The organism is Streptomyces sp. NPDC041200 (assembly GCF_055591805.1).
The window spans coordinates 70,819-95,090 of record NZ_JBVIZF010000016.1; the positions used below are offsets into that span (position 1 = coordinate 70,819).

Annotated in this window: 22 protein-coding genes; 16 read left to right on the forward strand and 6 right to left on the reverse strand. The window is 71.2% G+C overall.

The genetic code is table 11. The features are described from left to right. Positions 1–30 precede the first annotated feature (30 nt). Both ACZ6CL_RS28790 and ACZ6CL_RS28795 read left to right on the forward strand, forming a co-directional pair. Entirely contained in the window at positions 31–846 is an 816-nt protein-coding gene (locus tag ACZ6CL_RS28790; protein WP_468940605.1) for an APH(3'') family aminoglycoside O-phosphotransferase, read from the forward strand. A 216-nt stretch (positions 847–1,062) separates the two neighbouring features. After that, positions 1,063–2,619, forward strand: coding sequence for an AMP-binding protein (locus ACZ6CL_RS28795; RefSeq protein WP_468940607.1), 1,557 nt, complete (start codon positions 1,063–1,065; stop codon positions 2,617–2,619). Positions 2,620–2,706: 87 nt separating this feature from the next. On the opposite strand, the gene ACZ6CL_RS28800 is transcribed toward ACZ6CL_RS28795, so the two are convergent. Further along, positions 2,707–3,168, reverse strand: coding sequence for a MarR family winged helix-turn-helix transcriptional regulator (locus ACZ6CL_RS28800; protein ID WP_468940609.1), 462 nt, complete (start codon positions 3,166–3,168; stop codon positions 2,707–2,709). A gap of 89 nt (positions 3,169–3,257) precedes the next feature. On the opposite strand from ACZ6CL_RS28800, the gene ACZ6CL_RS28805 reads away from it, so the two are divergent. The 3 genes from ACZ6CL_RS28805 (at position 3,258) to ACZ6CL_RS28815 (ending at position 4,507) form a co-directional block, all read left to right on the forward strand. After that, on the forward strand, positions 3,258–3,599 hold the full coding sequence (locus ACZ6CL_RS28805; protein WP_468940611.1) for an antibiotic biosynthesis monooxygenase family protein: 342 nt from the start codon (positions 3,258–3,260) through the stop codon (positions 3,597–3,599). A gap of 157 nt (positions 3,600–3,756) precedes the next feature. Next, on the forward strand, positions 3,757–4,158 hold the full coding sequence (locus ACZ6CL_RS28810) for a RidA family protein (protein ID WP_468940614.1): 402 nt from the start codon (positions 3,757–3,759) through the stop codon (positions 4,156–4,158). A gap of 70 nt (positions 4,159–4,228) precedes the next feature. After that, complete coding sequence (locus ACZ6CL_RS28815; protein WP_468940616.1) at positions 4,229–4,507, forward strand: hypothetical protein; 279 nt, start codon at positions 4,229–4,231, stop codon at positions 4,505–4,507. Positions 4,508–4,541: 34 nt separating this feature from the next. Here the strand turns inward: ACZ6CL_RS28815 and ACZ6CL_RS28820 are convergent, their stop codons facing one another. Beyond that, positions 4,542–4,994 carry a VOC family protein gene (locus tag ACZ6CL_RS28820; protein ID WP_468940619.1) on the reverse strand — a complete coding sequence of 151 codons (453 nt, stop codon included), beginning with the start codon at positions 4,992–4,994 and terminating at the stop codon, positions 4,542–4,544. A gap of 341 nt (positions 4,995–5,335) precedes the next feature. On the opposite strand from ACZ6CL_RS28820, the gene ACZ6CL_RS28825 reads away from it, so the two are divergent. The 3 genes from ACZ6CL_RS28825 to ACZ6CL_RS28835 all read left to right on the forward strand — a co-directional run bounded on the left by ACZ6CL_RS28825 (position 5,336) and on the right by ACZ6CL_RS28835 (position 8,097). Next, positions 5,336–6,637 (forward strand): dicarboxylate/amino acid:cation symporter, encoded by a 1,302-nt coding sequence (locus ACZ6CL_RS28825; RefSeq protein ID WP_468940621.1) that lies wholly within the window; start codon positions 5,336–5,338, stop codon positions 6,635–6,637. Beyond that, on the forward strand, positions 6,634–7,353 hold the full coding sequence (gene cuyB / locus ACZ6CL_RS28830) for a cysteate racemase (RefSeq protein ID WP_468940623.1): 720 nt from the start codon (positions 6,634–6,636) through the stop codon (positions 7,351–7,353). The genes ACZ6CL_RS28825 and cuyB overlap by 4 nt, the downstream gene beginning before the upstream one ends. A 63-nt stretch (positions 7,354–7,416) precedes the next feature. After that, a complete protein-coding gene (locus ACZ6CL_RS28835; protein ID WP_468940626.1) occupies positions 7,417–8,097 on the forward strand; it encodes a GntR family transcriptional regulator in 681 nt (226 codons plus the stop codon). Positions 8,098–8,118: 21 nt separating this feature from the next. On the opposite strand, the gene ACZ6CL_RS28840 is transcribed toward ACZ6CL_RS28835, so the two are convergent. Next, a complete protein-coding gene (locus ACZ6CL_RS28840) occupies positions 8,119–9,639 on the reverse strand; it encodes a CehA/McbA family metallohydrolase (RefSeq protein WP_468940739.1) in 1,521 nt (506 codons plus the stop codon). 175 nt (positions 9,640–9,814) lie between these two features. On the opposite strand from ACZ6CL_RS28840, the gene ACZ6CL_RS28845 reads away from it, so the two are divergent. Further along, positions 9,815–10,669, forward strand: a complete 855-nt coding sequence (locus ACZ6CL_RS28845; protein WP_468940628.1) for a TIGR03619 family F420-dependent LLM class oxidoreductase — start codon at positions 9,815–9,817, stop codon at positions 10,667–10,669. Positions 10,670–10,776: 107 nt separating this feature from the next. Next, positions 10,777–13,377, forward strand: a complete 2,601-nt coding sequence (locus ACZ6CL_RS28850) for a bifunctional FO biosynthesis protein CofGH (RefSeq protein ID WP_468940629.1) — start codon at positions 10,777–10,779, stop codon at positions 13,375–13,377. Between the two features lie 3 nt (positions 13,378–13,380). Here ACZ6CL_RS28850 and ACZ6CL_RS28855 read toward each other — a convergent pair whose 3' ends face one another. Further along, a complete protein-coding gene (locus ACZ6CL_RS28855) occupies positions 13,381–15,333 on the reverse strand; it encodes a heavy metal translocating P-type ATPase (protein WP_468940631.1) in 1,953 nt (650 codons plus the stop codon). A gap of 67 nt (positions 15,334–15,400) precedes the next feature. Between ACZ6CL_RS28855 and ACZ6CL_RS28860 the strand changes: the two genes are divergently transcribed. From ACZ6CL_RS28860 to ACZ6CL_RS28870, 3 genes are all read left to right on the forward strand, one after another. Continuing rightward, positions 15,401–15,757, forward strand: a complete 357-nt coding sequence (locus tag ACZ6CL_RS28860) for an ArsR/SmtB family transcription factor (RefSeq protein ID WP_468940633.1) — start codon at positions 15,401–15,403, stop codon at positions 15,755–15,757. Positions 15,758–15,888: 131 nt separating this feature from the next. After that, the gene (locus ACZ6CL_RS28865) at positions 15,889–16,017 is read left to right on the forward strand and encodes a hypothetical protein (RefSeq protein ID WP_468940636.1); all 129 of its coding nucleotides are present in this window, start codon (positions 15,889–15,891) and stop codon (positions 16,015–16,017) included. A gap of 102 nt (positions 16,018–16,119) precedes the next feature. Further along, positions 16,120–18,174 carry a tetratricopeptide repeat protein gene (locus ACZ6CL_RS28870; RefSeq protein ID WP_468940638.1) on the forward strand — a complete coding sequence of 685 codons (2,055 nt, stop codon included), beginning with the start codon at positions 16,120–16,122 and terminating at the stop codon, positions 18,172–18,174. On the opposite strand, the gene ACZ6CL_RS28875 is transcribed toward ACZ6CL_RS28870, so the two are convergent. Next, entirely contained in the window at positions 18,119–18,466 is a 348-nt protein-coding gene (locus ACZ6CL_RS28875) for a MerR family transcriptional regulator (protein ID WP_468940640.1), read from the reverse strand. The genes ACZ6CL_RS28870 and ACZ6CL_RS28875 overlap by 56 nt on opposite strands. A gap of 1,025 nt (positions 18,467–19,491) precedes the next feature. On the opposite strand from ACZ6CL_RS28875, the gene ACZ6CL_RS28880 reads away from it, so the two are divergent. From ACZ6CL_RS28880 to ACZ6CL_RS28890, 3 genes are all read left to right on the forward strand, one after another. Further along, positions 19,492–19,695 carry a cold-shock protein gene (locus ACZ6CL_RS28880; protein ID WP_123105039.1) on the forward strand — a complete coding sequence of 68 codons (204 nt, stop codon included), beginning with the start codon at positions 19,492–19,494 and terminating at the stop codon, positions 19,693–19,695. Positions 19,696–19,939: 244 nt separating this feature from the next. Then, positions 19,940–21,406 carry a DEAD/DEAH box helicase gene (locus ACZ6CL_RS28885; protein WP_468940644.1) on the forward strand — a complete coding sequence of 489 codons (1,467 nt, stop codon included), beginning with the start codon at positions 19,940–19,942 and terminating at the stop codon, positions 21,404–21,406. 270 nt (positions 21,407–21,676) lie between these two features. Further along, entirely contained in the window at positions 21,677–22,801 is a 1,125-nt protein-coding gene (locus tag ACZ6CL_RS28890; protein ID WP_468940646.1) for an ADP-ribosylglycohydrolase family protein, read from the forward strand. Here ACZ6CL_RS28890 and ACZ6CL_RS28895 read toward each other — a convergent pair. Beyond that, positions 22,779–24,104 carry a glycosyltransferase 87 family protein gene (locus tag ACZ6CL_RS28895; RefSeq protein ID WP_468940648.1) on the reverse strand — a complete coding sequence of 442 codons (1,326 nt, stop codon included), beginning with the start codon at positions 24,102–24,104 and terminating at the stop codon, positions 22,779–22,781. The genes ACZ6CL_RS28890 and ACZ6CL_RS28895 overlap by 23 nt on opposite strands. Between the last annotated feature and the right edge of the window lie 168 nt (positions 24,105–24,272).

The following is a 24,272-nucleotide window of genomic DNA, read 5'->3' on the forward strand; positions in this document are numbered from 1 at the left end:
CGGCCCCGGCCTCGCTCGTAGGCTGGGGCCGTGATCAGTTCCGAGGCGCTGCGAACCTTGCTGTCCACGGGCGGTGATGGCGGCGGGTGGGAGCCCGTCACCGCCGGTGAGTCCGGGGCCGCGGTCTTTCGCTCCGATGACGGCGCGCGGTACGCGAAGTGCGTACCCGGGCACCAGGTGGCCTCGCTGGAGGCGGAGCGGGACCGGGTCGAGTGGCTGCACGCGCGGGGCGTGCCCGGCGCCCGGGCGCTCGACTGGCGCGTCACCGCGGCGGGCGGCTGCCTGGTGACCAGCGCCGTGCCGGGCGTCCCGGCGGACCGGGTCCCGGCCGCCACGCTCTGCGCGGCGTGGGAGCCGATCGCCGACGCCGTGCGGCGACTGCACGATCTGCCGCCCCAGGACTGCCCCTTCAGCCGCGACCTCCGCCAGATGTACGCCACCGCGTGCGAGGCCGTGGCGCGGGGCGCGGTCAACCCGGACTTCCTCCCCGTCGACCAGCAGCACACCCCGCCCGACGCGCTGCTCGCCCGCCTCGCCCCGCAGCTCGAAGCCCGTCTCGCCCAGGAAGCCGCCGAAACGGTCGTCTGCCACGGGGACTTGTGCCTGCCCAACATCGTCCTCGACCCGGTGACCCTGACCGTGACGGGCTTCATCGACCTGGGCCGCCTGGGCCGAGCCGACCCCTACGCCGACATCGCCCTCCTCCTGGCCACCGCCCGCGAAACCTGGCCCGACGAGCGGCAGGCGACCGCGGCGGAGACCCTGTTCGCCACCCGTTACGGCACCGTCCTGGACCGCGACCGGGAGCGGTTCTACCTCCACCTCGACCCGCTCACCTGGGGGTAGGCCCCGTTGCCCTGAGCGTCGAAGGTTCCGTTCTCGACGCCGTGGACGAATGCCTGCCACCCCTCGCGGGTGAAGCGGAGGGCGGGTCGGCCGGGTTCCTTGCCGTCATTGCCAAAGAGCGAGGACTTTTTGGGGCTCCCGTAGCGTTGGTGATGGTTAGTCACACAACGCCTGGGGTCGTACCCCGCGCGGCACGCTCAAGCACGAAGAAGGATCATGAACACGGTCACTGCCAGCGAGAACTACACCGTCGCGGCCTTGGAACGGCTTGCGGAGAAGGGTGATCGAGACGCGATCGTCGCAGGGGAGCGGCGGATCAGCGGCACCGAGGCCGTCAGCGCGGTCCTGCGCTTTGCCGCCGCTCTGCGGGGCAGCGGGGTGGTGGAAGGGGACGGAGTGGCGCTGTTCGTGGAGAACTCTCCGGAGGCGCTGCAGCTCCAGCTGGCCGTTCATTTCGTAGGCTGTCGAATGGTTTTCGTTCCGCCGGAGCCTGGCAACGGCGAACTCGAAGCGTTGATCCAGCGCGCTGACGTCAAGATGCTCTTGTTCGACCCGGTCTTCGAGGAGCGGACCGCACGGATCGCTGGCCGGGTCGACATTCCGCATGTCTTCAGTATCGGCGCGTCCTCGATCGCGGCCGACTTCCTGGCGGTGGCCTCCGGCAGCGCCGCCTCGCTCGGTGAGGCTGCCGATGGCCGCCACATCGCGACGCTTCTCTACACCGGCGGTACGACCGGTCTGCCCAAGTTGGTCGTCCACCGCAGCAGCTACTACGACAGCTATGTGCGGGTCGCGAGCGAGAACGCCGACGACGTGTCTGCTGACGACGCGTGGCTGATCTGCACGCTGGTGACGCATTCCAGCGGTCACGGCGCCTTCCTGCTGGGCGTCCTGAGCGGCTACACCATCGTGCTGCTGAGGACTTTCGACGCGGGCACGGCCCTGTCAGCGATGGACAGCGAGCGCGTGACCAGGGTGATGCTGGTGTCTCCCATGCTGTACGAGCTGCTTGATCATCCGGACTGCCTCCCCGGCCGTTTTCCCGCGCTGACGACTCTCCACTACACCGGTGCGGCAGCTTCCCCCGCCCGTGTGAGGCAAGCGATCGAACGCTTCGGTCCGGTACTGCACCAGATGTACGGAGCGTCCGAGAACGGGCTCGTCGCCGAGCTCACCCCACAGGAGCACGACCTGAACCGGCCCGCGTCCTTGACCAGTTGCGGACGCCCAGCGTCCGGAGTCGAAGTAGAGCTGCGCGACGATGACGGCAAGCCGGTGCCGGTGGGCGAACTCGGTGAGCTGTATATGCGCAGTCCTGCGGTCATGGAGGGCTACTGGAACGACCCGGAGCGTACCGCCGAGGTGCTCGACGGGGAGGGCTGGTTCCGCAGCGGAGACATCGCTCGGCAGGACGAAGACGGCTACCTGTACCTGGTCGACCGGGCACGGGACGTCATCGTGACGGGCGGCACGGCCGACAATGTCTACTCTCGTCTCCTCGACGACTTCCTCATCGCGCACCCCGCCGTCAAGGACGCCGCCACTGTCGGTCTGCCCGGCGACGACGACAAAGAGACCGTGCACGTCGTCCTGGTGCCCCAGGACCCTGACGACGCCCCAGATCTTGCCCGGCTGACGCGCGAGATCGTCGACGCTCTGGGAGACCTCTACACACCGGCTTCCTACTCGACCGCCGACTCCCTCCCCCGGACCAGCGTCGGCAAGACCGACAAAAAGGCCCTCCGCGCGGCCCTGCTGGCAGCCCGCGCGTAGAACCGGCCAACCCGCCCTGACCTGCCGCGACCCGGCGCCCGGTGCAGGGGCGCGGCAGCGTTGGCAGGACCAAAAGGGATGGGCGGATCAGCCGCCGAGGGCGGCGGCCATGCGGTCGAGGTCGGTGAGGAGGGCGGCCAGGCGCTTTTCGGGGATGGTGTCGATCATCTGTCGTTCGATGGCGTACACGGCGGACCGGACCGCGTCGAGCCGGGCGCGGCCGTCGGGGGTGAGGTGGGTGGGCAGGGCGCGGCCGTGGTCGGTGGTGGTGGGCCGGGAGACCAGGCCCGCGTCCTGGAGGTTGCGCAGGACGACGTTCACGGACTGCCGGGTGACGAACGTGGCGCGGGCGAGTTCGGCGTTGGACAGGCCGGGCCGCTGGTCCAGGAGTTCGAGGCAGGCGTACTGCGGCACGGTCAGCTGGTGCGCGCGCAGCGCCGCGTCCATGGCGCCGCGCAGGGCCGCGGCGGCGCGTTTGAGGCGGTATCCGACGTGCTCCGTGACGTTGTCGGCGGGGTGGGGTGGCGGGGTGGGCGTCTGGGCTTCCATGTCAGGAGTTTGACATAGGCGTGGGCCGTGCTTACGTTCTTGATGTCAAAGTCCTGACATCAAGGGCCTAGCCACCGGAGGAACTGGTCATGAGCAACCCCACGACGACGATCTCCGTCGACTCCGACGTGATCACCTTGGTGAACGTCTTCACCGTCGCCCCGGAGCGGCAGATCGAGCTGGCCGACGCTCTCGACCGGGCGACCAGCGACGTCTTCCGGGCCGTGCCCGGCTTCGTCTCCGCGAACCTGCACGTGAGCCTGGACGGCCACCGCGTCGTCAACTACGCGCAGTGGGCCAGTGAGCAGCAGTACAAGGAAGCGATGCGGCGCCCCGACGTCCGCGAGCACATCGCCGAGGCGGCGGCGATCGCGGAGGCTTACGATCCGACCTTCGCGCGGGTCCGTTCGATCCACCACCCCCACGGGTAGCGGGCGCGAGCCCCTGACGACCATGGTCCGGTCGCGCCGACCTGCTGGGTCACCAGCAGGTTCCTCGGTCACCGAAAAGTGCGTTCTTCCAGGTCAGCTGATGCTCTCCTACAGTTCCCGAGTAACTACAGGAGAGCACAGCAGAAGGGCGATCACCGTGGCCACCATCGATGCCTTCCATTACAACGTCCCGGCCGAAAGCGAATTCGGCTACTCGCAGGCGATCAAGTCCGGCGAGCTGATCCACGTCTCCGGACAGCTCTCGCTCGACGCGGCGGGCGAGTTCCGCTCCGCGGGCGACTTCGCCGCCCAGCTCAGGCAGACCTACGCCAACATGGACAAGGTCCTGGACCACTACGGCGTCACCCGGAACCAGATCGTCTCGCAGACGCTGTACGTGGTGGACCTGCGGCAGAACGCCGCGGCGACGGCGGAGGGCAACCTGGCGTACTTCGGCGACCACCGCCCGGCCAGCACGGTCCTGGGTGTCACCGAACTGACCTTCCCCGGCCAGGTCATTGAGATCAGCTTCGTCGTCGACGCGAGGCTGCCCGTCTGAGCCGCTCGGCGGCTCCGCGGCAGCGCCGTGACCAGGGTCGAAGCTTCTCGGGGTTTCGCACCCCCCAGATATGCCTGATCCGGGCGCCCGCGATCTCGAACGCGAACACGGTCACGGTGCCGCCGTCCTGCCGCGCCACCAAGCCGGGCAGGCCGTTGACCGTGTACTGCGCGAACCTCGTGCGGTCGCCCGACAAACGCGCGATCTTGGCGTAGGCGCGGGCGATCCGCTCACCGCCCGCGCGGTGTACGGGATGCCCGGCGCCGTCAACCGCCCGCTCATCCTCAACGCGGAACCCCGCCCAGGGCGTGGCACCGTGCTGCTCCTCCGAGGGGTCATCGGATACTGACCCGGCCCACGTCGATCAGCCTCCGCCAACAGCTCTAGCTCGTACCGGTGGGCCGATCGGCGTAGACGCCGCGCATCATGCCGGTGGCCTGCCCGACTTCGATGAGGTAGCCGTCCGGGTCACGCAAGTAGCACCGCACCTCGGCCTTGCGATCGATGGGTGGCGTGAGGAATTCGGCGCCCTTCGCGCTCCACTCCCGGTGACATGCCTCGATGTCGGCGACGCGGAGGTTGAGGAAGCTGCTGACCGTGCTCGGGTCGGTGGGCGGGCGCAGGGTGACGTCCGGCTTGTCCGGGGTGGGGCCGCCGCCGGGGTTCATGATGATCCATCCGTTGGCGAGCTTGATGGTGCAGGGGTTCTCCTCCAGTACCACCTCACCGCCGAGAACGTCGGTGTAGAAGGCGCGAGATCGGGCGACGTCGGCCACCGTCAGAAAGTGCGTGAGGAGGAGCCCGGAATCCGGGGCAGGAAAACCGTCGCTGCGCATGCAAGGCCTCCAGGTGAAACGGATGTTTCCGCCCATAGTGGTGGATGGGTGTCCGGGCGCATGAATGGACACGGCCGGGAACGGTCCCGGCCCGAGGGCGGTTCGCCCGCGAGTGTCGCCGATCTGTGTGAGGTGGGCGCTCCTCGTCTCCCACCAGATCGTGCTCCCTGTCGCGGCCGGTGCGGGATCCCTTGACAGGGCGCCGCCCCGGGGCGCAGTCTTACCGCCCAATACGCAGAGCGCAATATATTGGAGCCGGTATGAGCCCACCACCTCCCCAGGCCACCAGCACAGACGCACCTCCCGGCCCCCGGCCGGGGATTCTGCGGCGATGTCTGCGGATGCCGATCGGCGTGCAGTCGATCATCGCCGTCGGGCTCGGAGCCCTTATCGGGGTTTTCGCGCCGGGTGCCGGCGAGCAGATGAAGATCTTCGGTGATCTCTTCCTCAACCTGGTGCAGATCGTCGTCCTGCCCCTGGTCTTCCCGCTCATCGTGCTGGGCATCGCCCGCATGGAGTCGGTCAAGAAGGTCGGCCGGATCGCCGGAAAGGCCATCCTCTACTTCGAGATCGTCACCACCGTCATCCTGGTGATCGCGGTGGGTCTGGCCAAGCTCACCGGGATCGGCAAGGGCGCCCCTGTCGGCGCAGCCGACGCCAAGGACCTGGACAGCCTGGACCAGGGAATCGACTTCCACGAGCTGATCCTGCACGCCGTGCCGAAGAACATCTTCGCCGCCTTCAGCGAGGGCAACCTGCTCGGCGCGATCGTCTTCGCCCTGCTGGTGGGCGTGGCCATGGCCTCCATCGGGGAGAAGGCCGAGCCGTTCGCCTCGGTGCTGGACTCCATCGCCACGGTGATGTTCAAGGTCGTCGGCTACGTCATCCGCGTCGCACCCCTCGGCGTCCTCGGTTTCATCTCCTACGACGTCGCCCACTACGGCTTCGGCAACCTGCGCAGCCTCATGGGCTTCATCGCCGTCGTCTACGCGGGTCTGGCCATCGTGATCGGCGTGCTCTTCCCCCTCATCGCCGCGATCTACCGCATCCGCTACCTCGAGCTCCTGAAGTCGATCGCCAATCTGGCCGGGATCGCGTTCGTCACCCGCAGCTCCGAAGCCGTGCTGGCTCCCCTCATGGGCAAGTTGGAGGATTTCGGTCTCAGCCGGTCGACGACCTCGTTCGTCGTGCCCCTCGGCTACTCCTTCAACACCGACGGCTCGGTCCTCTACCAGGCCGCCGGTCTGGTCTTCATCGCCAACGCCTACGGCGCCGACACCTCCCTGCCCGCCCTGCTCCTCATGGTCGGCGTGCTGGTGCTCCTTTCCAAGGGCATGGCGGGCGTGGCCTCCGCCGGTGTCGTCGTCCTCATCGCCGCGGGCAACACCGTCGGACTGCCCGCCGAGGGCATCGCCCTGCTCCTCGGCGTGGACTTCATCGTCGACATGGCCCGTACTGGCGTGAACGTCGTCGGCAACGCGCTCGCCGCCGCCGTCGTGGACGGCTCCGAGAAGCGCCGGGAAGCCAAGGGGGACGGCACGGGCGGGACCACCGCCGGCGAGGCCACGTACGAGGGCGACACCAGCGACACCAGCCCGGAACCGCGGTTCGCGCAGGCTCTCCAGAAGGACAACGCACGGTGACCAGCCCGGTCGGCACAACGGAGATCATCGGCATCCTCGGCGGCATGGGACCGGCGGCCACCGCCGACTTCTACGCCAAGCTGGTGTCGATGACTCCGGGCCGCAGCGACCAGGACCACCTCACGACGGTCATCTGGTCCGACCCCACCATCCCCGACCGCACCGAGGCGCTCCTCGGCAACGGCCCCGACCCCACCCCCTGGCTGCTCAACGGCAGCCGCGTCCTGCGCGAGGCCGGAGCCACCGTCATCGCCATCCCCTGCAACACCGCCCACGCCTTCGTACCCCGCATCGCCGACCACGTCGGCCTGCCGATCATCCATATGATCGGCGAAGTGGCCCGCCACCTCACCACCCTGCAGCCGGCCGTCCGCACCGCGGGGCTGCTGGCCACCACCGGCACCGTCCGGGCGGGCCTGTACCAGGAATGGCTCGACCGCTACGGCATTCGCCTCGTACTCCCCGACGAGGCCGACCAGCACAGCGAGGTCATGGCCGCCATCCGCGCCGTGAAAGCAGGCGCCCGCGGTGAGGCGACCGCGTCTCTGGCCCGCGCCGCACGGCGGCTGACCGAACGGGGCGCGCAGGCGATCATCGCAGGGTGCACCGAGATCCCCCTCGGGCTTCCCGCCGACGCCGACACCGTGGATGTCCCCCTCATCGATCCGGCCGCCATCCTGGCCCGGAGCCTCGTCCGCCGGGCCCGCGCGGCGTGACGGAGAAGCGGCGTGACGGAGAAGGCGGGTGAACGTTCGCGAGGGCAATGTATTGTACGCAATATGTCACTCGACAGCCCTGTCTCCCGCCGCCTCCTCAGTGACGAGGTGTTCCACCGCCTGCGCGACTCCATCGTCCGCGGCGAACTGGTCCCGGGGGAGAAGGTCAAGGACAGCGAACTCGCCGAACGCCTCGGACTCAGCCGCACCCCGGTCCGCGAGGCGCTCGCCAGGCTCGCGGACATCGGACTCGTCGAGGCCAAGCCGGGCGTCTACACCCGCATCACCACCCTCAACCGCCGCGACGTCGAAAAGACCCTCGCCGTCCTGCGCTCCCTCGACCAGCTCGCCATAGAGACCGCCGTGCCGGTCATGACCGAGCAGGACCTGCGGCGCATGCGTGAAGCCAACCGGGACTTCGAACGCGCCGTCGCGGGCAACGACACCACGGCCGCCCTCGCCGCCGACGACCGCTTCCACGCCGTCCCCATCACGGCTGCGGACAACCCCGTGCTCAGTCGGATCGTCGAACAGGTCCACCCCCAGATCCACCGCATCCTCTACCGCAAGTTCTCCACGCTGCTCGGCGGCCGTAACACCATCGACCATCACGAACAGCTCATCGATGTCTGCGCCACCGGCGACGCCCGAGCCGCCGCCGAACTCTCCGGCCAACACTGGTCCGCCCTCGGCGGACACATCAACCAGCTCTTCGACACCAACCAGTTCGCCGAAGACTCCTGAGCCCGTGAGCGGAACGCCCCGTCAGCCCTCGCGCTCGCCGAGCCAGATCGGGTTCGTCAGGGCGACCATCGGGCCCGGTATGCCCGACGCGCCGCCGTCCGCCGCCGGATGGCGGACCTCGGCGCGGACGTAGGCCGCGTAGGAGGGGGTGGTCTTCCACTCCACGGTGGCGGAGCCGGTGGCGGGCAGGGTGGTGGTGTAGAGGGGGCCCTGGTCGGTGATGAAGCGGACCTGGCGGCCGGGGCCCGCGCCGGACACCTTGAGGCGGACCGTCACCTCGGCGTCGGGGGCGGCGGGGAGGCGGTCGGCGATGCCCGCGTGGCGGCCGCGGCCGTCGACGGCCTCGAAGGTGAGGTCGACCTCTGAGGACTCGGCGATCCAGCAGTGGCCGGAGCGGATGCCGTCCTGGAGGGCGGTGCGTGACAGGTCGTCGGCGAGGACGACGGTCTGGGGCAGGCCCACGGGCTGGGGTTCGCGGTGGGAGTCGCTGTTGCCGACGGCGGGGAGCCAGCGGCCGTCGCCCCGGGCGGCGGCGACCAGGGTGTTGTCCCATTCCAGGACGGTCGCCTCGTCGTCCGGGCCGAAGTCGGCGTTCCACACCTCCACCGCGTCGGCCCCGTTGAAGCCGAACTTCCAGTTGCAGCCGACGCAGGTGCCGTGCGGGTGGGCCGGAATGACCAGGCCGCCCGCCTGGCGGATCTTGCGGGCGAACTGGCCGAAGCGGTTGTCCCGGGCGCGGTAGCGCCAGTCGATGAAGGTGCCGGGGGCGATGCCGAGGGCGACCACATGGCCGTTCCGGGTGGTGATCTCCTCACCGGTGATGATCAGCAGGTCGTCGCCCCACAGGCCCTCGAACGCGCCGTGGGCGGAGGTGGTGTTGTGCTCGGTGGTGGTGATGAAGTCGAGGCCGGCGGCGCGGGCGGCGGCGGCCAGTTCGGCCGGGGTGCGCTTGCCGTCGGAGTGCACGGTGTGCAGATGGGAGTCACCCCGGTACCAGTCCCGGCCACGCCCCTTGGCCCGCTGCGGGGGATAGACCGGCTTCGGCGTGGTGCCGGGGGCGCCGAACCGCAGGGTGACGGTGACCTTGTAGTCCAGGCCCTGCGGGGCGACCGTGTAGGGGCCGAGGACGACATGCCAGGTGCCGGGCCGGACCGGGCCCGCCAGATAGCCGGGGGTCGCCTCCGCGGCGCTGATCGCGCACTCCGTACGGGCACCGCCCGACCAGCCGCGGAAGCCGCGCCCGCCCAGCTCCGTACCGCGCTCGTCGAAGACGCCGATGTCACACGCGTTCCCCTGCGTGCCGGAGGGCACGGTGGGCTTGTCGTACGAGTAGGAGACCGCGATCTCGCGCACCCCGGGCGGGACCTCCACCGGCAGGTAGACGAAGTCCGGGGAGCCGGTGGGCAGATGGCCGGTGATCGTGCGGGACTTCTCCTCCCCGAGGTCCGCGTCGTCGGCCTGCGCGAAGCTCACCGGGTCGAGCGTGACCACCCCCGCCGCGCCCGCGAGAGCGGAGAGTCTGAGTACGTCCCGTCGCTGCATGCCCTGCCCCCACAGTCGGATTCGTGTCACCCGCGTCACACCGTTGTACGTGTCGGTGACATCCGCGGAAAGGCCTGTGGATAACTCCATGGCGGAGAGGGAACATACGTCCCCCACACGTTCCTCACCCATCCCATGAGCCCCAGGCGTTCACTACGGCAGGAGCGGCCCCTTCATGCGCATCGCCACCACCGTGTTCCTCACCGACGAGACCGTCCGCCCCGCCTGGCTCGCGCGCGAGCTGGAGCAGCGCGGCTTCGCCGGGCTGTATCTGCCCGAGCACACCCACATCCCGGTCAGCCGCGACACCCCCGCCCCCATGGGCGAGCCGCTGCCGCGCCCCTACGGCCGCACCCTCGACCCGTTCGTGGCCCTCGGCCAGGCGGCCGCCGTCACCGAGCGGCTGGCGCTGGGCACCGGCATCTGCCTGGTCGCCCAGCACGATCCGGTCGTCCTCGCGAAGAGCGTCGCCACCCTCGACTTCCTGTCCGGCGGGCGCTTCACCCTCGGCATCGGCTACGGCTGGAACGTCGAGGAGGCCGCCGACCACGGCACCGTCTGGTCCGAGCGCCGCGAGCTGGTCCGCGACCGGATGGCGCTGATGCGCGCGCTGTGGGCGGAGGAGCCCACGGCCCATCAGGGCCCGCACGCGTCAGTACGGGCGAGCCTCGCGTACCCCAAACCGGTGATCCGGGAGCGCCCGCCCGGCGACCCGCTCACCGGGCCGCGCACCCTGATCGGCGGGGCGGCCGGACCGCGCCTGTTCGCGCACATCGCCGCGTACGCCGACGGCTGGCTGCCGATCGGCGGCGGCGGGCTCACGGAGACCATCCCGGAGCTGCGCCGCGTCTGGGCGGAGGCCGGGCGGGACCCGGCGGCGCTGGAGGTGGTGCCGTACGCGGTGCGTCCCTCGCCCGGCAAGCTCGCGCACTACGCCGGGCTCGGCATCGAGGACGTTGTCGTCCAGCTCCCGTCCGGGGACGAGACGGAGATCCTGCACGCCCTGGACGCGTACGCGCAGTATCTGTAGGCCGCATTCGTATTCCCGGCGTCCACGCCGAATTGTCGTGATCAGACCCACAAAACCGCAGGCCCGGCCAGTCTGGCGGTGTCGGACACCACTCGTATGCTCGGAGGATGACCACGAGCGCGCAGGGAAATGAACCGAGTGCCCCCACCGCCAACGCGATGCGCCGTGCGCTCAAGCGGGCCCGCGAGGGCGTGGCGCTGGACACCGCCGAGGCGGCGGTGCTGCTCCAGGCGCGCGGGGACGACCTGAAGGATCTGGCCGCCTCCGCCGCGCGCGTGCGCGACGCCGGTCTGGAGGCCGCGGGCCGTCCCGGGATCATCACCTACTCGCGCAGCGTCTTCATCCCGCTCACCCGGCTGTGCCGCGACAAGTGTCACTACTGCACGTTCGCCACCGTCCCCGGCAAGCTGCGCCGCGAGGGCCACGGCATGTTCATGTCTCCGGACGAGGTGCTGGACATCGCCCGCCGCGGCGCCGAGATGGGCTGCAAGGAAGCGCTGATCACGCTCGGCGACCGCCCCGAGGACCGGTGGCCCGAGGCGCGCGAGTGGCTGGAGGCCGAGGGGTACGACGACACCATCGCGTACGTACGGGCCATGGCGATCCGCATCCTGGAGGAGACCGGGCTGCTGCCGCACCTCAACCCCGGCGTCATGAGCTGGACGGACTTCCAGCGGCTGAAGCCCGTCGCGCCCTCCATGGGCATGATGCTGGAGACCACGTCGGAGCGGCTGTGGAGCGAGCCCGGCGGCCCGCACTACGGCTCGCCGGACAAGGAACCGGCCGTCCGGCTGCGCGTCCTGGAGGACGCGGGCCGCAGCTCCGTCCCGTTCACCAGCGGGCTGCTGATCGGCATCGGGGAGACGTACGAGGAGCGCGCCGATTCGCTGTTCGCGCTGCGCCGCGTGTCCCGCTCGTACCACGGCGTCCAGGAAGTCATCGTGCAGAACTTCCGTGCCAAGCCGGACACGGCGATGCGCGGAATGCCGGACGCGGAGCTGGAGGACCTGCTCGCCACGGTCGCGGTCGCCCGGCACATCCTGGGCCCCTCCGGCTGCATCCAGGCGCCGCCGAACCTGGTCGACGCGGAGTACGAGCGGCTCATCGGCGCCGGGATCGACGACTGGGGCGGCGTCTCCCCGCTCACCCCGGACCACGTCAACCCCGAGCGCCCCTGGCCCCAGGTGGACGAACTGGCCGAGCGGTCCGCCGCCGCCGGGTTCGAACTGCGCGAACGGCTCGCGGTCTACCCCGAGTTCATCCAGCGCGGTGAGCCGTGGCTGGACCCGCGGCTGCTGCCGCACGTGCGCGCGCTGGCCGACCCGGAGACCGGTCTCGCCCGCCCGGACGCGCTGCCCGCCGGGCTGCCCTGGCAGGAGCCGGACGAGGAGTTCACGGCCTCCAGTTCGGGCCGCACCGATCTGCACCGCACGATCGACACCGAGGGCCGCACCGGCGACCGGCGTGACGACTTCGACGAGGTGTACGGCGACTGGGAGGCGCTGCGCGAGGCCGCCGCGCCCGGCATGCGGCCGTCCCGTATCGACGCGGACGTGAAGGCCGCGCTGTCGCAGGCCGCCGACGACCCGACGAAGCTCACCGACCCCGAGGCGCTGGCCCTCCTGCACGCCGACGGGCCCGCGCTGGACGCCCTGTGTGGTATCGCCGACGACCTGCGGCGCGCGGCGGTCGGCGACGACGTCACGTACATCGTCACGCGGAACATCAACTTCACCAACGTCTGCTACACCGGCTGCCGCTTCTGCGCCTTCGCGCAGCGCCGCACCGACGCCGACGCGTACACCCTCTCCCTCAGCCAGGTCGCCGACCGCGCCCAGCAGGCGTGGGACGTGGGCGCGGTGGAGGTGTGCATGCAGGGCGGCATCCACCCGGACCTGCCCGGTACGGCGTACTTCGACGTCGCCCGCGCCGTGAAGGAACGCGTCCCCGGGATGCACGTCCACGCGTTCTCCCCGATGGAGGTCGTCAACGGCGCCTCCCGCACCGGGATGTCCATCCGCGAATGGCTGACGGCGGCGCGCGAGGCGGGCCTCGACACCATCCCCGGCACCGCGGCCGAGATCCTCGACGACGAGGTGCGCTGGATCCTCACCAAGGGCAAGCTGCCGACCGCGACCTGGGTGGAGGTCATCAAGACCGCGCACGAGCTGGGCATCCGCTCGTCCTCGACGATGATGTACGGCCATGTCGACCAGCCGCGCCACTGGCTGGGCCATCTGCGGCTGCTGGCGGAGATCCAGCAGGAGACGGGCGGCTTCACCGAGTTCGTCACCCTCCCCTTCATCCACACCAACGCCCCCGTCTACCTCGCCGGAATCGCCCGCCCCGGCCCCACCACCCGCGACAACCGCGCGGTGACGGCCATGGCGCGCGTCCTCCTCCACCCGCACATCCCCAACATCCAGACGAGCTGGGTCAAGCTCGGGACGGAGGGCGCGGCCGAGATGCTGCGCTCCGGCGCGAACGACCTGGGCGGCACGCTCATGGAGGAGACCATCTCCCGCATGGCGGGCTCCTCGTACGGTTCCTACCGCTCCATCCAGGACCTCATCGGCATCGCCGACCTGGCGGGCCGCCCGGCCCGCGCCCGGACGACGACGTACGCGGACGTCCCGGAGGAGCGGCAGACGGCGGCCCTCGCCTCGGACGGACACCTTCCGGAGCTGCTGCCGGTGCTCGGCGACTGAGCCTCAGCGCTGCTGCCAAACCGATTCGCGCAGCAGCCGCAGCCCGTTGAGGCCGACGAGGACGGTGGAGCCCTCGTGCCCGGCGACGCCGAGCGGCAGCGGCAGCTGCCCGGCCAGGTCCCAGACGACCAGCGCGGTGATGCAGACACCGGCGATGACCAGGTTCTGGACGACCAGGCGCCGGGCGGTGCGGGAGAGCCGTACGACGGCGGGGAGGGCGGCCAGTTCGTCCCGTACGACGACCGCGTCGGCCGTCTCCAGCGCCAGGTCGGAGCCCGCCCGGCCCATGGCGACGCCGGTGTGGGCGGCCGCCAGGGCGGGGGCGTCGTTGACGCCGTCCCCGACGACCATGACGTGGCGCCCCGCGTCGGCCCACTCCCGTACGGCGGCCACCTTGTCCTGCGGCAGCAGCCCGGCGCGTACGTCGTGGATGCCGGTCTCGGCGGCGAGGTGGTCGGCGGCGCGCCGGTTGTCACCGGTGAGCAGCACCGGCGCGGTGCCGGTCAGCGCCGTGAGGCCGCCGACCGCCTCCGCCGCGCCGGGACGGAGCCGGTCGGCGAGGCCGAGGACGCCGACCGGCGTGCCGTCCGCGAGGACGGCGACGGCGGTACGGCCGGACGCCTCCACCGCTGCGACCTCCTCGTACGCGAGGGAACCGGTCGGCAGCAGCCGGGCGGGCGCCCCGACCCGCACCTCGCGTCCGTCCACGGTCGCGCGGACGCCGAGCCCGGGCGCGGAGCTGAACCCCTCAGCATCCGGCAGTGACAGTCCCCTGGCCTGGGCCGCCTCCACGACGGCCCGGGCCAGGGGATGTTCACTCGGCCGCTCCGCCGCGGCCGCCAACCGCAGCAGCGCGTCCTCGTCCAGCCCCGCACCGGGCAGCGGGCGCACCTCGGTCACCCGGGGCGTGCCCTCGGTGAGGGTGCCGGTCTTGTCCAGCGCGACGGCGTTCACCTGCCCCAGGCGCTCCATGACGACGGCGGACTTCACCAGCACGCCGTGGCGTCCGGCGTTGGCGATCGCTGACAGCAGCGGCGGCATGGTGGCCAGCACCACCGCGCACGGGGACGCGACGATCATGAAGGTCATCGCGCGCAGCAGCGTCGGCTGCAGCGCCGCGCCGAGCGCGAGCGGGACCGCGAACAGGGCGACGGTGGCGGCCACCATCACCAGCGAGTACCGCTGTTCGACCCGCTCGATGAACAGCTGGGTGGGCGCCTTGGTCTCCGACGCCTCCTCGACCATCCGCACGATCCGGGCGATCACCGAGTCCGACGGGTCGCGCTCGACCCGGACCCGCAGCGCGCCGGTGCCGTTGACGGACCCGGCGAACACCTCGTCCCCGGCCGCCTTGGCGGCGGGCAGCGGCTCGCCCGTGATGGTGGCCTGGTCGACCTCGCTCTCCCCGTCCACCACCCGCCCGTCGGCACCGACCCGCTCCCCGGGCCGGACCAGCACCGTGTCCCCGACCGCGAGCGCGTCGGCGGCCACGGTCTCCTCACCGCCGCCGGGCAGCAGCCGGGTGGCGGTCGCGGGCGCGAGGTCCAGCAGCCCGCGCACCGAGTCGGCCGTCCGCGCGGTGGCGAGCGCCTCCAGGGCGCCGGAGGTCGCGAAGATGACGATCAGCAGCGCGCCGTCCAGCACCTGCCCGATGGCCGCCGCGCCGATCGCCGCGACCACCATCAGCAGATCCACGTCCAGGGTCTTGTCCTTGAGGGCCTTCAGCCCCTCCAGCCCCGGCTCCCAGCCCCCGGTGACATACACGGCGATGTACAGCGGCTCCCACACCCAATCGGGCGCGCCGCCGAGCTGCGCCGCCAGCGCGACCAGGAACAGCACCAGCGCCGACAGCGCCCAGCGGGCCTCCGGCAGGGCGAGCACACGGGTACGGCGGCGGGGCACGGCCGACGGCCGGGCCGCCGTCGGTGTGGACCGGGTGGTGAGCGTGGAGGTCATGGCCGCACACCGTACCACCAACAATTGAACAATTATTCATGCATCTGGTGGTCCGTAGGATGAGCCCATGGGCCATGGAGCACAAACCCCCGCAGGCGACGCCGCCGCCCCGCGCGCCCGCCTCACCCCCGAGAACGCCCCGACGGTCGCCGCCACCCTCCAGGCCCTCGCCACCCCGTCCCGCCTGCTGATCCTGGCCCGCCTCCGCGAAGGCCCCTGCCCCGCCACCGAACTCGCCGAAGCCGTCGGCATGCAGCAGTCCGCCTGCTCCCACCAGCTCCGCCTGCTCCGCAACCTCGGCCTGGTCACCGGCACCCGCCAGGGCCGCTCCGTCGTCTACACCCTCCACGACAACCACGTGGCAGAACTCCTCGACCAGGCCCTCCATCACGTCGAACACCTCCGCCTGGGCGTCACCGACTGACCCGGCCGCCTGTCGGCCGCGCGCGGCGCAGGGCGTCGATCTCGGCGATGGGGTCCGGCGGCCGCACGAAGCGGCGGGCGTCCTCGGGACAGGAGTAATCAACGTGACCCCCACCGGGCCCGATCCGGCTGGTGGATGGCCGGGGTGCGGGACCCGGCTTCTACGAGCGCCACGGCTATGCCGAGACCGGCAGGACGCTCGGCATCCCCGGAGGCCACGCGGACGTGCACCTGTTCAAGTCGCTGACCGGCGAACAGTAGGGGCGGCGCCCAACTCCCGCTGCGCCGCCGGGGCCACGTGCGCCTGTTCCGGACCCGGTGTCGTCAGCCACGGCTACGCTGCATGCGGGGGAAGGGGGAGCCGTGGCAGCGCAGCGGCCGACGATGCGGGACCTGATCCGGCAGCGGCGCCGGTTCGTGGGGCGGCGCCAGGAGATGGCCGCGTACCGGGAGAACTTCGCGGTACCGCCCGAGGACGAGGCGCACCGCTTTGTGTTCCATGTGCGCGGGGACGCCGGTGTCGGCAAGACGACGCTGGTGCGGCAGTGGGAGAACACCGCACGCGAGCACCGGGCGCTCATCGCCTATGTGGACGAGTCCGTGAACAGCGTCCCCGAGGTCATGGCGGCCATCAGCGCCCAGTTCGCCCGGCAGGGGCATCCGTTGAAGTCGTTCGACAAGCTGCTGGCGACCTACCGGCAGCGACGGCACGAGGCCGACTCGGCGGCAGGCGCGACGCCGTCGGAGGGGGAGGGCGCGACGGGCGAAGACCCGGCCTCGGCGTCGAGTGCGTTCGTCGCCCGTGCCGGGCTGGTGGGGCTGGGGATGGTGCCGGGCGTCGGGGCCTTCGCCGGGGCGGCGGAGCCGGAGCGGATCGCGCAGGCGGCCGATCGGGCGCGGGCCAAACTCAGCTCCCGCTTCCGCAGCCACGACGATGTGGACCTGGTGATCTCGCCCCTGGACGTGCTGACCCCGGCGTTCCTGAACGACGTGGCCGAGGTGGCTGCCTCCGTGCCCTGGATGACCTGGTTCTTCGATACGTACGAACGCACCGGCCCGCTGCTCGACACGTGGCTGCGCGACATGATGATCGAGGGCCGCTACGGGTCGCTCCCGGCCAACGCGGTGGTGACCCTCGCGGGGCAGGGCACGCTCGCTCCCCACTGCTGGGCCGACTACGCCGACCTCATCGCGGACATCCCACTGACCCCGTTCACGGAGGCCGAGGCCCGGCAGCTCCTCTCGGCCAGGGGAGTGGTCGATGAGCAGGTGGTGGAAGTCGCGCTCCGCCTCACCGGAGGGCTGCCTGTTCTGGTGTCGATGCTGGCCGAGGCCCAGCCCGCCACCGCCGATGCCGTGGGCGATCCGAGCGGCACCGCCGTCGAGCGCTTCCTGAAGTGGGTGAGCGACGAGGTGCACCGCTCGGCAGCGCTGGCCGCGGCCTTGCCCCGGCGGTTGGACGAGGACATCTACCGGGCCGCGGTCGAGGACGAGGCCGCCGGGCTCTACGGCTGGCTGCGCTCGCTCCCGTTCGTCAGCGACCGCTCCGGCCGCTGTGGGTATCACGACGTCGTCCGTACTGCCATGTTGCGGCTCCAGCGCAACCAGTCACCCCAGCGGTGGCGGGCGCGTCACCTCCGTCTCGCCGACGCCTTCGCGCGATGGCAAGGGGAGATCGAGGAGACGCTTCCGGAGGAGCGGTGGTGGGAGCACGAGCGGTGGCTGGACTGCCGGCTGGAGGAGACCTACCACCGGCTGTGCGCCTCTCCGGAAGAGGCGCTGCGCGCAGACCCGGACGGCCGCCCCGGTCATCAGCCGAGCCGCCCTCGGCGACTGGGCCGGGGCGGAGCGGCTTCTGACGGAGCTGGCCGAGGCCCGGCCGTACTGGGAGGTCGTGGACGACGCCGTACGCGCCCTGGACGACCTCGCCGACGCTCCCGGCGCCGACCGCGCCCGGATCGCGGCCCTGCGCGCACCGCTCACCGCCCTGCGGGCGACACTTCAGGTGTCGTAGCCGGTCAGGTCGTCGGCGTCCTCGTTGAGCCGCTTGAGGTCCACGTCGCTGAGGAACGGGAGCACGGCGCCGCAGTCGAGGCAGGCGCGGGCGAAGTCGACCTCGAACGCCGGGCGGAGCTTGTAGAGGCGCGGGCGGGGGAACTTGAGCCTGAGGCGGTCATTCTGGCCTTCGACCGTCCTGAGCTGCCCGACCGGGCTCAGCCGACTGGATCCACATACCCCGCATCGCAGCACCCCAGCTCCCATGTGGGTGACGATACATCGGAAAAGCGGGTGATCCCGGGGGTTCGGCAGGCGGGGCGGGTGGTGGGACGGTGGCGTGGCCGCCTCGGGGGCGGGGGTGTGGTCAGGAAGCGTCGGACTGGTTCGCCTCGGCGGCGGGCGTCCGCAGCTCTTCGTTGAGCCGCTGGGCTTCTTCCAGCTGATCTTCGAGTATGACGATGCGGCAGGCGGCATCGATCGGAGTGCCCTGGTCGACGAGTTCGCGCACGCGTGCCGCGATGCGCAGCTGGTAGCGGGAGTAGCGGCGGTGGCCCCCTTCGGAGCGCAGGGGGACGATGAGGCGGGCTTCGCCGACGGCCCGCAGGAAGGCGGGGGTGGCGCCGATCATCTCCGCGGCACGGCCCATGGTGTACGCGGGATAGTCGTCGTCATCGAACTTGTCGGTGGCTCGCTCTCGGGGCTTCGAATTCATCGCACCTCTCTGTAGGACGCGTCGAGGGGCCCTGGTGCCATATGGCACCAGGGCCCCGAGGGTTCATCACCATCTACCGGCGCTGTGCACCGGCCTTCTGTTTCCGCTGCCCGCCGGGAGGGCGGGATGCGGGGATCGCGGCTGCGTGACCGGGGACCACCTTCCAATCCGGGGCCTGCGGTACCCGAGCGGACCAGGTCCGTGCTCGGGCGATCCTGATGGTGTCTCCGCCTCTCCTCTTCTCTCGCTGCTCTTGCTGGCATTGCTGTCGTGCGTCATGCGTGGTGGCCCTGGGAGCCACCCGGCCCGGCAGCCAGTGGCGGGACCTTCCTGCACTTCCTGGCCCCGCCACTCCGCTGTCGTGCCGTGTTCCGCTCGCGGCAGTTCGTCTCTGCCGCGCCTGACTGACGTCGTTGGCTACGCGAGAAACACTAACCGCAGGAGCGCCGCATGTCTACTGCGGCCGATGCAGGTTTACCTCTATGCCGGAACAGGCCCAGGGTGGCCCGGGGGCGGGGAGGTGGGGGAGCGAAGGTGCGGGTGCGGTGGCGGTGGTCCTGGTCATCACGGTGGTCTCCTGCTGCGACGCGGGCGCGGGTGGCGCGCGGGCCCGAGCTCCCCGTCGCCCGCCTCGCCCGTTCGGCCGCCATGGGGTCTTCGGCGGGTCCGCCGGCGTCGCCTCCGCCGTCCACCCCCGGCCGTCTTCCCGGCGGTCCCTCGGTCCTCGGTGGCGTTCTCCCCGCCGATGCTCAATATGTAATGCCGCGACTGCAGAAATAGCTTCTGAATTGGTGGGGAGTTTTTACCTCGCCGAGGGCGACTGTCGTTTCCGTGCGTGGCCCGGCGTGCCGTGCTACTGTCGTTGGCGGTTGCAGTTGTGGTTCCCAGACTTCAAGTGTCCTCGCCGTCGTATATGGCGGGAATGCTTTTGTATTTTCCGGTGCATTTCCGGAGGGGCAATCATCGCGGCGACGCGGGGTCCGCAAAGTGCGGGCTCCGGGCACTGCGCCCGAAGGAGATATGACATGGCTACTGGCACCGTGAAGTGGTTCAACTCGGAAAAGGGCTTCGGCTTCATCGAGCAGGACGGTGGCGGCCCCGACGTCTTCGCCCACTACTCGAACATCGCCGCCCAGGGCTTCCGCGAGCTGCAGGAGGGCCAGAAGGTGAGCTTCGACCTCACGCAGGGCCAGAAGGGCCCGCAGGCTGAGAACATCGTTCCCGCCTGACGCTGACGCGTACAGCGACGTGGGGGCCCGCACCTTGGGTGCGGGCCCCCGCTCGTTTTCCCGGTGATCCGGCATCTTGAGCGTCCGTCTTCGTGGCGTATGCCGGTCATCTTTCGACGCGATGGGCGCACCTGTTCCGCCCCGCTTCGCTTCGTTTATCTGTTCGGTTCGTTCTTGCGATTCTTTTATGCGCGGCCTGCTGCTGCCGGGAATTCCTCGACGTGCCGCATCGAGGAAGGTCCGTATGAAACGCACTGCCCGCACGAACAACCACTCCGGCCACCCCCGCTCCGGCCGTCCCCGCTCCGGGGGGAACGGCCGTCGTCCCGTCGCGCCGCAGGGAGAATTCGCCCTGCCCGTCACCCGTACTCCCGCCCTGCCTCCGGCCGAGACGTTCGCCGAGCTGGACATGCCGCCCGCGCTGCTGGCGGCCCTGGCCGCGGAAGGCATGGCCGTGCCGTTCCCGATCCAGGGCGCCACGCTGCCGAACTCCCTCGCGGGCCGCGACGTCCTGGGCCGTGGGCGCACCGGCTCGGGCAAGACCCTCGCCTTCGGCCTGGCCCTGCTGGCCCGCACCGCCGGACAGCGCGCCGAGCCCCGTCTGCCCCTGGGGCTGGTCCTGGTCCCCACCCGGGAGCTGGCCCAGCAGGTCACGGACGCGCTCGCCCCCTACGCCCGGTCGCTGAAGCTGCGGCTGGCCACCGTCGTCGGCGGTATGGCGATCGGCCGACAGGTCAGCGCTCTGCGCGGCGGAGCCGAAGTCGTGGTCGCGACCCCCGGGCGGCTCAAGGACCTCATCGACCGTGGCGACTGCCGCCTGAACCAGGTCGGCATCACCGTGCTGGACGAGGCGGACCAGATGGCCGACATGGGCTTCATGCCCCAGGTCACCGCCCTGCTGGACCAGGTGCGGCCCGAAGGGCAGCGGATGCTCTTCTCGGCCACTTTGGACCGTAACGTCGACCTTCTGGTCCGGCGCTACCTGACCGACCCGGTGGTCCACTCCGTCGACCCCTCGGCGGGCGCCGTCACCACGATGGAACACCACCTGCTGCACGTCGACGGCGCCGACAAGCACGCCACCACCACGGAGATCGGCGCCCGCGACGGCCGAGTGATCATGTTCCTCGACACCAAGCACGCGGTGGACAAGCTCACCCAGCACCTGCTGAACAGCGGCGTCCGCGCCGCCGCGCTGCACGGCGGCAAGTCCCAGCCCCAGCGCACCCGCACGCTCGCCCAGTTCAAGTCCGGCGACGTGACGGTACTGGTGGCCACCAACGTCGCGGCCCGCGGCATCCACGTGGACAACCTCGACCTGGTCGTCAATGTGGACCCGCCCAGCGACCACAAGGACTACCTGCACCGCGGCGGTCGCACGGCCCGGGCCGGCGAGTCCGGCAGCGTCGTCACCCTCGTCCTGCCGGGCCAGCGCCGCGACATGGCCCGCCTCATGAGCGCGGCCGGCATCACCCCGCACACCACCAAGGTCCGCTCCGGTGAGGCCGAACTGAGTCGCATCACCGGCGCCCAGGCCCCGTCCGGTATCCCCGTCACCATCGCCAGGCCGGTCGTCGAACGCGCCAAGCGCGGCGGCTCCTCCTCGCGGGGACGACGTAGCCGCCCGTCGCAGGCCCGTCGCGCCGCCGGATCGGCCCGGACGGGGTCGGGGGCCCCGCAGCGGCGGTCCAATTTCGGCTCGGCCGCGTAAGCCCGGGACGATCGACACGGTTGCACGACGAGGGCCCCGACCACACCGGTCGGGGCCCTCGTCCGTCCGCATTCGACGGTCGGAAGAACTGAGTCCACTGTCCGTTATCCGGTGCGCCATTTCGGAATGAGGCGGTCCGCCGCATCATTCGTGACGACGCCTTCACAAGGGGTCGCGCCATTGACGGCATCCGGAAGCGATCAAAGAGTGTCCCTTACAGTTCAAAGGCACTCCCGGGCCATACACGTGTCGAAGAAAAGGGGAAAGGTCGTGACCGCAATCGCCAGCGCAGCGACCGGCGTATGGGGTCGCGCCGAACAGCAGGACTTCCGCAGCCGGGTACGCGGCTGTCTGCTCGGCGGAGCGATCGGGGACGCCCTGGGGGCGGCCGTGGAGTTCTCCTCGCTGGCCGACATCCGGGCGAATCACGGCCCGCAGGGCGTGACGGACTTCCTGCCCGCGTACGGGCGGCGCGGCGCGGTCACCGACGACACCCAGATGACGCTGTTCACCGTGGACGGCCTGATACGCGCCCAGGTGCGCCGCGACACCGGCGCCTGGCACCCGCCCACCGACGTCCACTCCGCGCACCGCCGCTGGTACGCCACCCAGCGCGACTGGGGCCCCGACGAGCGCCGCGCGGACGACGGCTGGCTGGCCCGCGAGGAGTGGCTGTACGCCCAGCGCGCCCCGGGGCGGGCCTGTCTGACCGGGCTCGGGGACGCGACCATGGGCACCCTGGAGGCGCCCAAGAACCCCGATTCCAAGGGCTGCGGCGCCGTCATGCGCTCCGCGCCGTTCGGGCTGCTCGTGGGCTGGGAGCCGCAGCTGGTGTTCCAGCTGGCCATCGAGTGCGCGGCCCAGACCCACGGCCACCCCACCGGCTACCTCGCGGCGGGCGCGTTTTCCCTCATCGTTCACGGGCTGGCGCGCGGCGAGGCGCTGGACGGCGCCGTCCAGCGCGCCCTGGCCCACTTGGCGGGCCGCCCCGGCCACGAGGAGACCACGGACGCGCTGCGGCGCGCGCTCGGCGCCGTACGCCAGGGGCTGCCGACGCCCGAGCGCGTCGAATCGCTCGGCGAGGGCTGGACCGGCGAGGAGGCGCTGGCCATGGGGCTGTACTGCGCCCTGGTCGCCGAGGACGTACGGCACGGTCTGCTGCTCGCCGTCAACCACGGCGGGGACAGCGACTCCACGGCGGCGGTCTGCGGCAATCTGCTGGGCGTGCTGCACGGCGAGACGGCGCTGCCGCCCGGGTGGCTCGCCGAGGTGGAGGGGCGCGGCACGATCCTGGAGCTGGCGGACGACTTCGCGATGGAGATGACCCAGGGCCCCGCCCTGCACAGCCCCGAGAACTCGGCCCCCGCCTGGCTCAGCCGCTACCCGCGCGCGTGAGCGTTCGCGCCGTGGGACGACGGGGCTCCACGGGCTGAGCGGGGGTATCGCCGCTGCCGCGCGGGGCGCGGTAGATGACCCAGGCCGCCGTCGCCAGGAAGGCGGTGCCGATGATCGGGTAGACGGCGGTCATCAGCATCTGTGGGGGCGTCTGGTGCAGTTCGACCCGCTGTTTCACGCTGTGCGGGGCGTACCAGATCATGAAGGAGCAGAAGAGCAGCCCGGTCAGGGCCGTGCAGCCCGCCCAGGCCCGGGACGCCCGGCGGAACGTCTCGACGGCGAGCAGCAGCACCATCGGGACCGCCCACACCCAGTGGTGGGACCAGGAGACCGGACTGACCAGCAGGGCGGTGACGGCGCAGGTCACGGCGGCCCAGGCGCGGGCGTGGGGGAGGGCGCGGTCGTCGGCGAGCTGGGCGGCGACGGCGGTGGCCAGGCCGACGCAGCCGATCAGCGCGGCGGCGGCGAGCCACCACAGGCCGGGGTCGGGGGTGTGCAGGAGGCGGGCGAGGGCGCCGCGCAGGTTCTGGTTGCCCGCGCCCTCGACGTCGCCGGGCCGGTCGGTGGCGAACAGCACCTGGGTCCAGAAGCGGTGCGAGTCGTACGGCAGCGCCACCACCGACAGGACGACCGTCCAGACGAAGGCGCCGGTGGCGACGCCCGCCCGCCGCAGGTGGTCGCTCCGCGGGCCGTGCCCGGCCCGCTGCCGCCGGATGGCGTCGATCAGCCCGGCGGCCGCGAGGAAGACCACGAAGAGCCCGGGGGTCAGCTTGATCCCGGTTGCGATGCCGGTGCCGAACCCGGCCCAGCGGTGGCCCTCCCGGCGGGTCAGGTCCCACAGCACCAGGACGGCGACAGCCAGGTTGATCTGGCCGTAGCGCAGGGTCGTCCACACCGGTTCGCACCACACCGCGACCCCGGCCAGGGACAGGACGGCGGCGGCGCGCGGCGCCCGGCGCGGGCGGCCCACGAGCCGCAGCGACAGATGGGCCAGGCCGACCATCAGGACCAGGTTGACGGCGGTGCCGAAGGTGCGCAGGACGCCCGTGCCCATGACGGTCAGCGGGGTGAACAGCATGGCCGCGAACGGCGGATAGGTATTGGGCAGATGGTGCGCGGTCGCCCGCATGTCATACAGATCCGCCGCGTTCCGTACGGTCCACCCCTCGGCCTGGTAGACCAGCAGGTCGGCCATGGAGACCTGGGCGGCGCGCTGCGCGATCCAGAAGCCCGTGAAGGACAGCAGACAGAACACCGCCGCGCACAGGGTGGGACGCCGGGTGATCATCTGTGTCGCGGTCACGGAGGTCGCTCCAGAGGTGCATGAGGCGGCAGACGGCACAGGCAGCCGACGATAGTACGTTCCGGATGATGGCCCCAGCTGGGGCGATGGTTGCCTGTACGTCTCGTAAAGCTGCGCTACGGAACCTCAAGATCGCTTCCGCTGCGGATCCGGCTCAGCGGACAGCAG